We start from the raw sequence: 14,002 nt of genomic DNA, 5'->3' as shown, positions 1-14,002 counted from the left end.
TTATGTGTAAAGGGTAGTGCTTGGAAATATTTCCTATTCGTACACCTGGATCAAAAGATCTCAGCCCTTGGCAGCTTCTGCAGGGGGGCGCATTTCAAATGTGGGAGCTGTCGAGTGAAACGAGGCTGCGATCTTTTGATCTTCTAAAGAATGGCCGCATTACTGCGCTGCGCCTGCTTGAGATAAACGCTCAACTCCCGCGCCGGCAGTGGTTTGCTGTAGTGGTAACCCTGACCTTCGTGGCAACCTTCGGAGATGATGTAGCTCTCCTGTTCAGCGGTTTCCACGCCCTCGGCAATCACCTGCATGCCGAGGCTTTTGCCCAGTTGGATGATCGCGCGAACGATGGTCGCATCGTCGTCGTCATCGAGCAGATCCTGGACGAAGCTCTTGTCGATCTTGATCTTGTCCAGCGGCAGGCTTTTCAGATAACTGAGCGATGAATAACCGGTGCCGAAGTCGTCAATGGCAATCAACGCGCCGGAGCGACGCAGGCTCAGCAAATGCTGGGCGGCGGTGCTGATGTCTTCCATCAGGCCGGTTTCGGTGACTTCCAGTTCCAGGCTGCGCGGCGGCAGGCGATACATCTGCAGCAGGTTGTTGACCACCCGTGGCAGCTCGGCGTGGTGCAGTTGCACGGTAGACAGATTGACCGCCATGCGCAGATCGACGAAGCCCTGATCGTGCCATTCGCGCAACTGCTTGCAGGCCTGATCGAGCACCCATTCGCCGATGGCGATGATCGTGCCGTTCTGCTCGGCCAGTGGAATGAACAGATCGGGCGGCACCAGACCGTGTTCCGGGTGCTGCCAGCGAATCAGCGCCTCGACCCCGACCACGCGGTGGTCGCGGTAGCTGATCTGCGGTTGATAAACCAGGTAGAACTGATCGCGCACCAGTGCATCACGCAGGTCTTTTTCCAGTTCGCGACGGCGGCGCATCTCGCTGTCGACGCTGGCGATGTAGAACTGATAGCGATTGCGTGAGCGGGTCTTGGCCAGCGTCATGGTCTGCTCGGCTTTCTGCAACAGCTTCTCGGTGCTGTCGCCATCCTCCGGGAACAGGGTGATGCCGATGGTCGCGCGCAGACGGATTTCCTGATGGTCTAGGGCGAAAGGCGCCTCCAGGTCGTCGAGAATGCTCTGCGCCAGTTCCGCCGCTTCGTAAGGTTGTTCGATATCGGCCTGCACCAGCGCGAACTGGTCGCCGCCGAGCCGGGCGAGGGCGCCGAGGCGGCCGCTGTGGGCGCGCAGGCGATCGGCTAGCGCCAGCAGTAATTGGTCGCCGGTCTGATAGCTGAACTGCTCGTTGATGCCTTTGAAATCATCCAGCCCTACACACAGCACCGCGACCCGGCGTTGCAGCTTGCCGGCATCGACCAGAATCTTGTCCAGTTGCTGCTGCAATTGCTGGCGGTTCGGCAGGCCGGTGAGGAAATCGTATTGAGCCATGCGCAGCAGGCTGTTTTCCGCTTCGTGGCGCAGATGGGTATTGCGTTCGATGGATTCGAGCAACTGGTTGGCGGTGTTGATCCAGATACCCAGTTCGTTCTTTTCGTGGCCCTTGAGCTGCGGAATCTTGTGCTCGCTGGGGCGATCCGGATTGATCTCGGTAAGGTGTTCGATAATCCGCGACAGCGGTTTGGTCAGCAGCCAGTGATAGACCAGATACAGCACCAGACCCATCGCGAGTGCACGCAAAACGCCGGAAATGAAAATGATCACCGAGCTGACGATAAAACTCTCGCCATAGGTGGCGGTATCGAGGGTGATGCTCAGGTCGCCGTAATACTCGCTGTAGGGGCCGCGACCCACCAACTGCGTGGTGAAGGTGCGTTCCTGACCCAGAATAAGGTCGGTCAGCCAGCGGCTGTTGGAATGCTGCAGGTCGCGGGATTTCTGCGCGAGCATGGCTTCGTTGGGGTGACCGATGGAGGCCTGGCGCACCGCGTCGTCCTGAAACAGACCTTCGATCACTTGCATGCCCATCTCACGATCCAGGCTGTAGACGGCCTGAGTGGAGGGGTCACGGAACATGTCGAGGATGCGCTCAGCGTCGTTGGCCACGGCCTGACGGGTTTTATAGGCGTCGAAAACAATTTGCGCGCAGCTCAAGACCACGCCGACGATCAATGCCGACAGGAGCACGACCCGGAGCAACTTCACCGACAAGCTGTTCTTGAGTTCCAGCTTCAAAGGGTTATTCCTTGTTCCGTGCGGGTAGCGTCAGTTTGCCATGAGTATTGGCAATCCCGTGTTGGCAGTCAAAGGGACAATCAGGCCCCGGAGCATTCGCTGGTGGGCTTGGCCAGAATGCTGCTGTCTGGAGTATTAGCCCTATTTGTACTATGTCGGTAGTTTCGGTCCTCAACTTGAGCGCGGCGAGACAAATTTTCCTCTGTTTGATGTTAGCCCTCTGCGCTGCACCGGCAAGCAGTCGCTGCCAGCTTTCATCGTGAGAAAAACGCTATTCCCTACAGGGGCTGCCGCGGCCCGAGCCTGCGGCAGCTCCTACAGAAATCAAAGGCATAAAAAAACCCGGCATCAGCCGGGTTTTTTGTCTGGCGCGCAGCTTAAGCGGTGAAGGTTTTGCCTTCGAACTGCTCAGCGACGAACTTCCAGTTGACCAGGTTCCAGAACGCTTCGACATACTTTGGACGGACGTTGCGGTAGTCGATGTAGTAAGCGTGTTCCCAGACGTCGCAGGTCAGCAGCGGGGTGTCGCCGCTGGTCAGCGGGTTGCCGGCGCCGATGGTGCTGGCCAGAGCCAGGGAACCGTCAGCCTTTTTCACCAGCCAGCCCCAGCCGGAACCGAAGGTGCCGATCGAAGTTTTGCTGAACTCTTCCTTGAACTTGTCGAACGAACCGAAAGCCGCGTTGATGGCTTCAGCCAGCGCGCCGGTTGGTTGACCGCCGGCGTTTGGCGCCAGGCAGTTCCAGTAGAAAGTGTGGTTCCAGACCTGAGCGGCGTTGTTGAAGATGCCGCCCGAGGAAGTCTTGACGATTTCTTCCAGGGTCTTGCCTTCGAACTCGGTGCCTGGCACCAGGTTGTTCAGGTTCACGACGTAGGTGTTGTGGTGCTTGTCGTGGTGATATTCCAGGGTTTCCTTGGAAATGTGCGGCTGCAGGGCATCGTGTGCGTAAGGCAGCGGCGGCAATTCGAAAGCCATGATGATTCTCCTAATCAGGTCTGTTGCGGTGAGCGCAAGGCCGATCACGGGCGGCCAGAAATGCACCGGCGAGTTTTTACTCTTTGCGGCGCAGGGTTCGGATCATAGCACCGGGGTTGCGGCTTAACCACGCAACAACTGTGTGGGATAGAGGTTCCAGAGCTGTTTGGAATAAATCATGATGCCAATATCAACTGACCCGCCACTGTGAACATCATCAGTGCGACCACCAGATCAAGAATCCGCCAGGTACTCGGCCGAGCCAGCCACGGAGCCAGCCATGCCGCGCCCAGCGCCAGGGTGAAAAACCACAACAGCGACGCACTCGCCGCGCCCACTACATAAGCGCCCGGCACCGATTGCTGGGCGCCGAGCGAGCCGATCAGCAAAACCGTATCCAGATAAACGTGCGGATTGAGCAGTGTCACTGCCAGCGCACTGAGCATCACTGCCCGCAATGAGCGCACGGTCTGGTTCTCGCCCTGATTCATACTCTGTTTCGAGCACGCCCGGCGCAGCGCCTGGCTGCCGTACCAGATCAGGAACACCGCGCCACCCCAACGTGCGACCGCGAGTAAGGTCGGGTTCTGCGCCAGTACGGTCGCCAGGCCGAACACCCCGGCGGCCACGAGCAACGCATCGCAGGCCACACACAGCGCAGCGACCGGCAAGTGATGCTCACGCCGCAGACTTTGTGCCAGGACAAACGCGTTCTGGGTGCCGATCGCCATGATCAACCCGAGCGCCACCAACAGACCATTCATATAGCTTTGCCACATAACGGTTACTCCGCGTTGGCTGCGAGATCACGCAGCACTTGCATGGCGCGTTCGGCGTCGGCCTGACCGACGAATAGATGGTCGTGGTAGTAACCGGCGATCACGTTGCAACTGATCCCGGCCTTGCCCAGTGCAGTGGCGAACGCCGCCGTCAGACCGACGGCTTCCAGCGCCGAATGCACGTTCAGCGTGATCCACGCGGCGACGTAGTCGAAACTGAAACCGGCCTTTTCAGCGTGGGAACGTTCGAGAATCACTGTCAGGCCTTCCTGTTCGCGAAAACTGCCAACAATCTCCAGATCATTGGGCATCCGCCCGTCGCGCAGGGTGCAGAACACGTATTCGCCGGCATTGAGCTGCGGACTCATGCTGCGCAGCAAAGTGCTGAGTGAGGTTTCGCCAGCCATTGGGTAGTCCTTGATAAAGAGTGCTTGCTGGCTATTCTCCGGCTCAACGCGGTATAAGAAAAACCAATAGTGCTGATCGCTCATTAGGAAAACTGATGTTCGACTACAAATTGCTTTCCGCTCTGGCCGCCGTGGTCGAGCAGGCCGGATTCGAACGTGCCGCGCAGGTGCTGGGCCTGTCGCAATCGGCGATCTCGCAGCGGATCAAACTGCTGGAAGCGCGGGTCGGCCAACCGGTGCTGGTGCGCGGCACGCCACCGTCGCCGACGGACATTGGCCGGCGCCTGCTCAACCACGTTCAACAGGTGCGCCTGCTTGAGCGCGATCTGCAAACCCTCGTGCCGGCATTGGACGAAGAAGGATTGCCGGAACGCCTGCGCATTGCCCTCAATGCCGACAGCCTCGCCACTTGGTGGGCCGAGGCGGTGGGCGATTTCTGTGCCGAACAACATTTGTTGCTGGATCTGATCGTCGAGGACCAGACCGTTGGCCTCAAGCGCATGCGCGCTGGTGAAGTGGCGGCGTGTCTGTGTGCCAGCGAGCGCCCGGTGGCGGGCGCCCGTAGCGTTTTGCTTGGCGCGATGCGCTATCGGGCGTTGGCCAGTCCGGCCTTTATCGAACGGCATTTTCCCGATGGCGTGCGTGCCGAGCAGTTACCGCGTACGCCGGCGCTGGTATTCGGCCCGGACGATTTCCTCCAGCATCGGTACCTCGCATCACTAGGTGTCGACGGCGGATTCGAGCACCATTTATGCCCGTCCTCCGAAGGCTTCATCCGCCTGACCGAGGCCGGACTCGGCTGGGGCCTGGTGCCGGAACTGCAAGTGCACGAGCAGTTGCAGCGCGGGGCGTTGCGCGAGTTGTTGCCAGATAAACCGATCGACGTGCCTTTGTACTGGCATCATTGGCGTAACGGCGGTCAGCTGCTGGGCTTGCTGACCGAGCAATTGGTGCGTTCATCGGCGCAATGGCTGGTGCCTTGGAAACAGCCATAAGCGTCAAGTTGCAAGCGGCAAGCAAGCGCTGCGTACCGTTTTAAACTTACAGCTAGAGGCTTGACGCTTGAGGCTGCTTTTCTGTTGGAGTTTTACATGAAAATTCTGGTCACCGGCGCAAGCGGCTTCATTGGCGGACGCTTTGCGCGTTTCGCCCTGGAGCAGGGCCTGGACGTACGGGTCAACGGTCGCCGGGCCGAAAGTGTTGAACATCTGGTGCGCCGTGGCGCCGAATTTGTCTCCGGCGACCTGACGGATCCGGACCTGGTGCGCGAACTCTGCGCCGACGTCGAAGCCGTGGTGCACTGCGCGGGCGCAGTTGGCTTGTGGGGCCGTTATCAAGACTTCCATCAGGGCAACGTGCAGGTCACCGAAAACGTTGTCGAAGCCTGTTTGAAACAACGGGTGCGGCGTCTTGTGCACTTGTCGTCGCCGTCGATCTACTTCGATGGCCGTGACCACTTCAACCTGACCGAAGAGCAAGTGCCCAAGCGCTTCAAGCATCACTATGCCGCGACCAAATATCTGGCCGAGCAAAAGGTCTTCGGCGCGCAGGAATTCGGTCTGGAAACCATCGCGCTGCGTCCGCGCTTCGTCACCGGTGCCGGCGACATGAGCATCTTCCCGCGCCTGCTCAACATGCAGCGCAAGGGGCGTCTGGCAATCATTGGCAACGGGTTGAACAAGGTCGATTTCACCAGCGTGCACAACCTCAACGAAGCCATGCTCAGCAGTCTGCTGGCCGCCGGTTCCGCACTCGGCAAGGCTTACAACATTAGCAACGGCGCGCCTGTGCCGTTGTGGGATGTGGTCAATTACGTGATGCGCAAAATGGAAGTCCCGCAGGTTACCAAGTACCGTTCCTATGGGCTGGCCTACAGCGTCGCGGCGCTAAACGAAGGTGCGTGCAAGCTCTGGCCCGGGCGTCCGGAGCCAACCCTGTCGCGTTTGGGCATGCAAGTGATGAAAAAAAATTTCACCCTCGACATCAGTCGTGCCCGGCATTATCTGGACTACGATCCGAAAGTCAGCCTGTGGACGGCCCTCGACGAGTTCTGCGGCTGGTGGAAGGCTCAGGACATTCGCTGAAACGCATTGCAACGATTCGGCCGACCGGCAATGAACCGCACCGCAGGTTGAGGGTCAATCCCTGCGGCTGCGGCGGTTATACTTCGCAGCATTTAGCCATCACCGCGTTTCACAAAGGTTGCCTCAATGTCCATGCGTAATGATGCCCACGACGATTTCGATGATGTTCCGAGCTTGCGTGCCGACACCTTCGACGACGATGACATTCCGACCACCAGCCGCACCTCCGTGCACTCGCGCACGCCGCCTGTGGTCAAGGTCAAGGCCGCCAGCACCGGGCCGTTGTGGGCACTGGTGGGCGCGCTGTTCTTTGCGTTCATCGGTCTGGCCTGGTGGAGCTTCCAGCAGATTTCGCTGATGGAACAGCAACTGGTGGCGACCCAGGAAAGTTTCGCGCGTATCAGTGAGGAAGCGGCGGGGCGCCTGCAAGACATTTCCGGCAAGGTCGTGGCCAGCCAGAGCAATGTCACCAGCGATAGCGAAGCCTTGAAGCTGCAGATCAAGCAGCTGGAAGGCAAGTTGCTCGATCAGAGCAAGCAGCAGCAAGGCGTGGCCGGTCAGGCCAGCGATCTGGACAAGCGTCTGGCGCAGATGACCGCGCAGACCACCGAGCTGCAGAACGCCAATACCCAGTTGCAGGCACAGGTCAAAGCCCTTGGCGCAGAACTGGCGACGGTGAAAAGTACGCCGGCTGATACCAGCAAGGTCGATGCGCAGCTCAAGGGCTTCGATGCCCAGTTCAAGAGCCTTGGCGCGGACATCGCGGCATTGAAGAAGCAGGGCAATCCGAGCGCGGCGATTGATCGTCTGGAGCAGGAAATCGTCGTCCTCAAAAGCGAACAGGACAACCGCCCGGCAGCGCCGCAGGGTGGCGGCAACACCGCCGAATTCGACGCTTTTCGCGCTCAGATGACCCGCAACATCAATACGCTTCAGGCGCAGATCCAGAACTTGCAACAGCAGATCAATGCCCGGCCTTAACCGAACAGCATTTTTGTGGAGTGGGTAAATCCTGTGGTGAGGGGATTTATCCCCGATGGGTAGCGAAGCAGCCCCAATTCAAGCAACACATATTTTCTGACACACCGAGCTGAATGGTTGTAGGGCTGCTGCGCAACCCATCGGGGATAAATCCCCTCACCACAGATAATCCCCTTTCACCACAGGGGACTGTGTCATTTCCAGAAACCTTCTGAATATCCATACATCACCCCAACCCGTCTACGCTCTTGAAACACCAACAGGAACGAGGGATGCGTCATGGGGTTTTTGCATAAGCTGGCCTGGGTCGGCGCGGTGCTGCTGATGTGTTTCGGCCAGGTCAACGCGGCGACAACGGAAAAGGATGACAGCAAGGCCGCCATCGCCCTGCTGGAAAAAGCGCTGGCCTATTACCACGACAACGGTGACAAGGCACTCGCCGCGTTCAGCCGCCAAGGCGAATTCGTCGACAAGGATCGCTACGTGTTCGTGGTCGACACCAAAGGCGTGATGCTCGCCAGCGGCGGGCCATCGTCAGCCTTGATTGGCCGCGACGTCAGCGAAGTGCTGCCGGCGGATTTGCAGAAAGCGTTCAAGGATGCCTTGAAGGTGCCGGAAGGCAACGGCATTCAGCAGGCCGAATACCGCTGGCAGAACTGGGCCGACGGCAAGGTCGAACGCAAGCATGTGTTTTATCAGCGCATCGGCCAGCGGATTCTCGCCGTCGGTTATTACCTGCCACGGGCCTCGGCCGAGCAAGCCAAAGCGCTGCTCGACAAAGCCGCCACTGACCTGGGCAAAAACGAGAAAGGCACGCTGACGGCAATCAACTCGCTCAAGGGCGGCTACTTGCAGGACGACCTGTACGTGTTTGTCGTGGATCTCGATACCCAGCGCTACGTCGCCCACGGCACCAATCTGCGCCTGATCAACACCGACTTCAGCAAGATCAAGGACCCGGAAGGCAAACCGGTGGGCGAGCCGATTCTGGCGCTGATCGCCAAACAGGATGACGGCGAATACGAATACCGCTGGAAGAACCCGGTCACCGGCAAGATCGAGGACAAGCATGCCTACCTGAAGAAGGTCGGGCATTTCCTTGTGGCGGTGGGTTACTACAGTCCGTGAATGATCGGCCCTTGTAGGAGTGAGCCTGCTCGCGATGAGGGTGTGTCAGTCGACGTCATTGTTGTATGACACGCCCTCATCGCGAGCAGGCTCACTCCTACAGAGTTTCGTGGTGCTTGTTTTATTTGGCGCCGTGTTCGCGGCCGCGCAGCAGGTTGTTCGGCATCGCAATCGCCGCCGCCAGGCCCAGCAGCGACACCGCCGCACTGACCCACAGCAAATGCCGGAACGTTACCGCAAGCTCTGCGCGCAAGGCGTTTTGCGCCTCTCCCGGCGCGGCATTCAAACCATCCAGCAGCACATTGCCGGAATGGCCTTCGTTGATCAGCGAACTGCTCGCCAGATGGGCGAAACTCGAATCCTGCAACAACGCCAGCAACAGCGCCGACATCAATGCCACGCCCACCGCGCCGCCCAGTGAACGGAACAGATTGGTGGTGCTCGTCGCCACACCGATGTCGCGCTGTTCCACCGAGTTCTGCGTGCCGACCAGTGAAGTCGGGAACTGCATGCCACTGGCGATGCCGCTGAGCAGCATGAACAGACCGCTCATCAAGGTTGCTTCGGGCGGACTGAAGGCCATGCCGAGAATCGAGATCGGCATCAGAATCGCGCCGGTCAGAATCTGTGGTTTGTAACGGCCGGTCACCGAGGTGCGACGCCCGGCAAAAAAAGCACCGATCGGCAGGCCCATGGCCAACGGCAGCAAATGCAATGCAGCACTGTCGGCGCCTGCGCCGGTGACCGTTTGAAAGCGCAATGGCATCAGCACGATCAGCGAAATCGCCTGGAAACTGGTGAAGAAAATCGTGCACCAGCACAGCAAGGCATTGCGATTGGCGAACAGGTGCATCGGCAGCAACGGTTCGCGCGCACGCCGTTCATGCCAGACAAAAATCGCCAGCACCACTACCGCGCAAGCGAACAGCCCAAGCACTTCGCTGCTGCGCCACGAGTGGCCCTGACCGACCTCGGTGATGCCGAGCAACAACGCGGTCAGGCCGATGATCATCAGCACGGTGCCGAGGTAATCGATGATCGGTTTACGATTGGGAATCGGCAGCCCGCGCAGATTGCGATGGGCGACCCACCAGGCGCCGAGGCCCAGCGGCAAGTTGATCAGGAACACCCAGCGCCACGACAGGTATTCGGTCATGTAGCCGCCCAGCACCGGGCCGGCAACGCTCGCCATTGCATACATGCTGCTGAAGTAACCCTGATAGCGCCCGCGTTCGCGCGGCGGCACGATGTCGCCGATGATCGCCTGACTCACCGAAATCATCCCGCCGGCGCCGATGCCCTGAAGGATCCGCGCCAGCACCAATTGCTCCATGCTCTGGGCCATGCCGCAGAACAGCGACGCCAGGGTAAACAGGCCCATGCCGAACAACATCAGTTTGCGTCGCCCGTACAAATCGCCGAGCTTGCCGTAGATCGGCACCGCCACAGTCATTGCCACCATGTACCCGGAAATCACCCAGGCCAGCAGGCTGACGTCCTTGAACTGAGCGGAAATGGCCGGCATCGATACGGCGACGATGGTCTGGTCCAGCGCGCCAAGAAAGATCGCCATCATCAGCGCGACCAGCACGCTGCGAATGGCCGGTTTGGGCGTTTCGGGGTGATTGAGATTGGTCACGGGCGAACCTGCGGGCATTGATTGACCCGCAAGGCGAGGGCGAGCGGGTAAGTGCTCGCCAGTGTAAGTCGGTAGCAGGCTATTCGATAGCCTCATAAGGAAGTCCGACGTAATTTTCTGCAATGGTTTTTCGGCCCGCTTCTGAACTGACAAAGTAGTCCAGTTCCGAGGCACTGATGCGTTGGCTGAACGCATCGTGGTCATCGAAGCGATGCAGCATCGAGGTCATCCACCAGGAAAACCGCTCGGCTTTCCACACCCGGCGCAGGCAGATCTCGGAGTATTTCTCCAACAGATCGGTGCGACCGTCGCGGTAAGTCTTCAATAGAATATTGAACAACGTGCTGACGTCGCTGGCGGCCAGATTCAAACCCTTGGCGCCGGTGGGAGGGACGATATGCGCCGCGTCACCGACCAGAAACATTCGCCCGTATTGCATCGGCTCGACGACAAAGCTACGCAGCGGCGCGATGCTTTTTTCGATGGACGGGCCGGTGACCAGTTTCTCCGCAAGCTCCGCCGGCAAGCGGGTTTTCAGTTCATCCCAGAAGCGCTGATCACTCCAGTCGTCCACGTTTTCATCCGCAGGCACCTGTAGGTAGTAACGGGTGCGAACCGCCGAACGCATGCTGCACAGGGCGAAACCGCGTTCGTGGCGGGCGTAGACCAGTTCGTCGTGCACCGGTGGCGTGTCGGCCAGAATACCCAGCCAGCCAAACGGATAAACCCGTTCGAAGACCTTCAGACAATCCTCCGGTATCGATTGCCGGGCGACGCCATGGAAGCCGTCGCAACCGGCGATGTAATCGCAATCGACGCGCCAGGTTTCACCGTTCATTTCAAACGTGACAAAGGCTTCGTCGCTTTTCATGCCGTGGGGAACGACATTGCTCACTTCATAAAACGACAGCGCTCCAGCCTCCCGACGAGCGGCCATGAGGTCGCGGGTGACTTCGGTCTGGCCGTAGATCATCACGGTCTTGCCGCCGGTCAATGCCTGCAGATCGATGTGTACCTGACGCCCGTCCAGCGCCAGATCGAAACCGCCATGCACCAGTCCTTCGGCGTCCATCCGCTGACCCACGCCTGCCTGACGCAACAGCTCTACCATGCCCTGTTCAAGCACGCCGGCACGGATTCGGCCGAGGACATAATCGGGGGTCTGACGTTCGAGGATGAGGGTGTCGATGCCAGCGTTGTGCAGCAACTGGCCGAGGAGTAATCCGGACGGGCCGGCGCCAATGATGGCGACTTGGGTTTTCAGCGTTTTCATTGTTTTTATGGCTCGCAAGCTTCACGCGACCAGGGCCGGTGAATATTTTTTATGGATCGAGTGCTTGCATTTTTCCCTTGCGGGTCTGTCAATTGAAGGTGAAAACTGAGCCGATACCTGTACATTCTGCCAATCGGTGCGATTATCGCCCGCAAGACAAGAGGCCTGGATTGAAGTGATGAACAAGCCCGAGCTGCCTTCGATTCCGGTGTTCAAGCTCTACGGTGAAAGCCTGGACTGGCCGACCCCTGACTTGCTGCACTGTGAAACCATTTCCTCACGCAGTCGCGAACATCAATGGGAAATCAAACCCCACCGCCATGCTGATCTGTGTCAGCTGCTCTTCGTTTTCAAAGGTCAGGCAGAGCTTGAGATCGAAGGCCAGCGCACACAACTGCACACCCCTGCAATTCAAGTCCTGCCACCGCTGTCGGTGCATGGCTTTCGTTTTTCCGAAGACGTCGAAGGGTTCGTCGTCACGCTGGCAACGCCGCTGATCAATCACCTGCAGGCGCAACTGGGCGATGCCGTGCATGCGCTGGCCCGAGCCGAAAGCTATCCGGCGGGCAAGGACGGCGATTACTTGAACAGCCTGTTTACGGCGTTGCAGGCCGAGTACAACGGCCATCAACCGGCGCGGGAAATGCTCATGCATTCGCTGGTCAGTGTGATCATGGTCTGGGTCAGTCGTCAGGCCATCGTGCGCCATAACGCCAGCCAGCGACCACAGCGCCAGCGCGAGTACCTCAATGGGTTTATTCAACTGGTGGAAGAGACTTATCGCCAGCATGTGAAGGTAGAGGATCTCGCGCATCGACTGGGGATTTCGGTGTCGCACCTCAACGGCACCTGCCGTGAACTGGCGGGGCAACCGGCGTTGCAGATCATGCACGAGCGTCAGCTGCTGGAAGCCAAGCGCTTGCTGACGTACACCAGCATGACCATTTACGAAATGTCGGAATTGCTGGGGTTTTCCGATCCGACCAACTTCACGCGCCTGTTCCGGCGCAGGGTGGGGATATCACCGAAGGCTTTCCGCGACCGGCTGAAGGCCGAGCAGTAATTTCATAACCACCACAAAAACCTGTGAAAGCTGGCTTGCCAGCGATAGCGGTGGCCCAGTCACCTTCAATGGTGAATGTCAGACCGCAATCGCTGGCAAGCCAGCTCCCACAGGTAATGAGTCAGCCTCAGCCTCAGCCTCAGCGCAATGCGTTCAGCGTGGCATTGTGCGGAATGCAGCGCTCGAAGTTGCAGCTCGCATACTCGCGCGGCAGCTGTCGCAGCTGTTCGACCCGCCAGGCGGCGGTGCCGTACAGCGCCAGCGTGGCGGCGCAGGTGATGAAAATCGCGACGTACCTTCTTGTTTTGATGTTCATGGCGTAGACCTCTGAACGACATACCCTGCGGTATTACTTTCAGCATAGGTCAGCGGTGGGGAGTTGCCAGCGAGTGTGCTTGAGCTTGTAACCGGGCATTCAGCACGCTGATAGCCCCCCTGTAGGAGTGAGCCTGCTCGCGATAGCGGAGTGTCAGTCGGATAGAGGTTACCTGACACTCCGCTATCGCGAGCAGGCTCACTCCTACAGGGGATCGGGTTTACAGATCAACGTCCCATTGCGGATTTTCAGGAAAGCGCTCCACGAGAAAATCCAGCATGCTGCGCAGCGCCGCCGGCATGTGTTTGCGCGAGGCATAGACCGCATAGATGTTCATCTGACGCGGCTCAGCCTGCGGCAGCAAGCGAATCAACTCTCCTGAATGAATATGCACCCCGGCCTGATACGTCGGCAGCATCGCCACGCCCGCGCCGGCCAGCGTCGCGCGCAATAAGGTGCTGGCCTCGTTGGCGCTGATATTGCCCTGCACCGGTACCGAAACGGGCTCGCCGTCCTCCTCGAAATGCCACAGGCTTTTGCCGAAATACGAGTGAGTCAGGCAATTGTGCCGGCTCAATTCTTCAACTCGCTGCGGCGCCGGATGCTCTCGCAGATAGGCCGGGGAGGCGCACACCACCGAGCGGCACACGGTCAAGCGCCGGGCGATCAGGTTCGGGTCCAGGTCATTGCTGGTGCGGATCGCCAGGTCGATCCGCTCATCCACCAGATTCACCGTTCGATCGAGCATTTGCATGTCGATACTCACGCCTGGCTGGCGCTTGACGTAAGCCGCCATCGCATCGGCCAGTTGCGCCTGGCCGAACGAGGTGCTGACGCTGATCCGCAGGAGTCCGCGCGGCGCATCGTGGGGTTCGCTGACGGCGGCCTGCATGTCGGTCGACAGTTCAATCATCTGCCGGCAACGTGGCAGGATTTCACTGCCGGCTGCAGTCAGGCTCAATTTGCGCGTGGTGCGGTGCATCAGGCGCGCGCCGACCCAGTCCTCCAGCTCCGCCAGATAACGCGACACCACCGGGCGTGAGAGATCCAGATGATCGGCCGCCGCCGACTGGCTGCCCAGGTCCACCACCGTGACAAACACCCGCATTGCTTGGAGACGATCCATGATTTGCCCGCTTTTAGAAACAAACTATGTTCAAGCA

Annotated in this window: 13 protein-coding genes; 5 read left to right on the top strand and 8 right to left on the bottom strand. The window is 59.2% G+C overall.

Translation table 11 applies throughout. From position 1 onward, the window contains the following. Positions 1-143 precede the first annotated feature (143 nt). The 4 genes from KI231_RS23215 to KI231_RS23200 form a co-directional block, all read right to left on the bottom strand. On the bottom strand, positions 144-2,195 hold the full coding sequence (locus KI231_RS23215) for a putative bifunctional diguanylate cyclase/phosphodiesterase (protein WP_103305510.1): 2,052 nt from the start codon (positions 2,193-2,195) through the stop codon (positions 144-146). A gap of 377 nt (positions 2,196-2,572) precedes the next feature. Further along, a complete protein-coding gene (locus tag KI231_RS23210) occupies positions 2,573-3,169 on the bottom strand; it encodes a superoxide dismutase (RefSeq protein WP_007918933.1) in 597 nt (198 codons plus the stop codon). A gap of 176 nt (positions 3,170-3,345) precedes the next feature. After that, the gene (locus KI231_RS23205; protein WP_103305512.1) at positions 3,346-3,948 is read right to left on the bottom strand and encodes a LysE/ArgO family amino acid transporter; all 603 of its coding nucleotides are present in this window, start codon (positions 3,946-3,948) and stop codon (positions 3,346-3,348) included. Between the two features lie 5 nt (positions 3,949-3,953). After that, on the bottom strand, positions 3,954-4,355 hold the full coding sequence (locus KI231_RS23200) for an ACT domain-containing protein (RefSeq protein ID WP_213026446.1): 402 nt from the start codon (positions 4,353-4,355) through the stop codon (positions 3,954-3,956). 95 nt (positions 4,356-4,450) lie between these two features. Between KI231_RS23200 and KI231_RS23195 the strand changes: the two genes are divergently transcribed. From KI231_RS23195 to KI231_RS23180, 4 genes are all read left to right on the top strand, one after another. Continuing rightward, positions 4,451-5,350, top strand: coding sequence for a LysR family transcriptional regulator ArgP (locus tag KI231_RS23195; protein ID WP_213026445.1), 900 nt, complete (start codon positions 4,451-4,453; stop codon positions 5,348-5,350). A 96-nt stretch (positions 5,351-5,446) separates the two neighbouring features. Beyond that, positions 5,447-6,439, top strand: a complete 993-nt coding sequence (locus tag KI231_RS23190) for an NAD-dependent epimerase/dehydratase family protein (RefSeq protein WP_103305515.1) — start codon at positions 5,447-5,449, stop codon at positions 6,437-6,439. A gap of 126 nt (positions 6,440-6,565) precedes the next feature. Then, positions 6,566-7,420: an ATPase gene (locus tag KI231_RS23185; protein ID WP_213026444.1), complete on the top strand. Its 855-nt coding sequence runs from the start codon at positions 6,566-6,568 to the stop codon at positions 7,418-7,420. Positions 7,421-7,699: 279 nt separating this feature from the next. Further along, positions 7,700-8,548, top strand: a complete 849-nt coding sequence (locus tag KI231_RS23180) for a cache domain-containing protein (RefSeq protein ID WP_103305517.1) — start codon at positions 7,700-7,702, stop codon at positions 8,546-8,548. A gap of 121 nt (positions 8,549-8,669) precedes the next feature. On the opposite strand, the gene KI231_RS23175 is transcribed toward KI231_RS23180, so the two are convergent. After that, a complete protein-coding gene (locus tag KI231_RS23175) occupies positions 8,670-10,187 on the bottom strand; it encodes an MDR family MFS transporter (RefSeq protein ID WP_213026443.1) in 1,518 nt (505 codons plus the stop codon). A 79-nt stretch (positions 10,188-10,266) separates the two neighbouring features. Then, entirely contained in the window at positions 10,267-11,460 is a 1,194-nt protein-coding gene (gene pobA, locus KI231_RS23170) for a 4-hydroxybenzoate 3-monooxygenase (protein ID WP_213026442.1), read from the bottom strand. Positions 11,461-11,638: 178 nt separating this feature from the next. Here pobA and KI231_RS23165 point away from each other — a divergent pair, with 178 nt between their 5' ends. Next, on the top strand, positions 11,639-12,523 hold the full coding sequence (locus KI231_RS23165; protein ID WP_103305520.1) for a helix-turn-helix domain-containing protein: 885 nt from the start codon (positions 11,639-11,641) through the stop codon (positions 12,521-12,523). Positions 12,524-12,662: 139 nt separating this feature from the next. Here KI231_RS23165 and KI231_RS23160 read toward each other — a convergent pair whose 3' ends face one another. Further along, positions 12,663-12,839: a hypothetical protein gene (locus KI231_RS23160; protein ID WP_007912636.1), complete on the bottom strand. Its 177-nt coding sequence runs from the start codon at positions 12,837-12,839 to the stop codon at positions 12,663-12,665. A 220-nt stretch (positions 12,840-13,059) separates the two neighbouring features. Further along, the gene (locus KI231_RS23155) at positions 13,060-13,965 is read right to left on the bottom strand and encodes a LysR family transcriptional regulator (protein ID WP_213026441.1); all 906 of its coding nucleotides are present in this window, start codon (positions 13,963-13,965) and stop codon (positions 13,060-13,062) included. Positions 13,966-14,002 lie beyond the last annotated feature (37 nt).

It is taken from the genome of Pseudomonas sp. Seg1, from assembly GCF_018326005.1.
In the GTDB taxonomy this organism is placed as follows: domain Bacteria; phylum Pseudomonadota; class Gammaproteobacteria; order Pseudomonadales; family Pseudomonadaceae; genus Aquipseudomonas.
The sequence above is the reverse complement of the archived record's forward strand: the minus strand, read 5'-3'. Positions and strand labels throughout refer to the sequence as shown.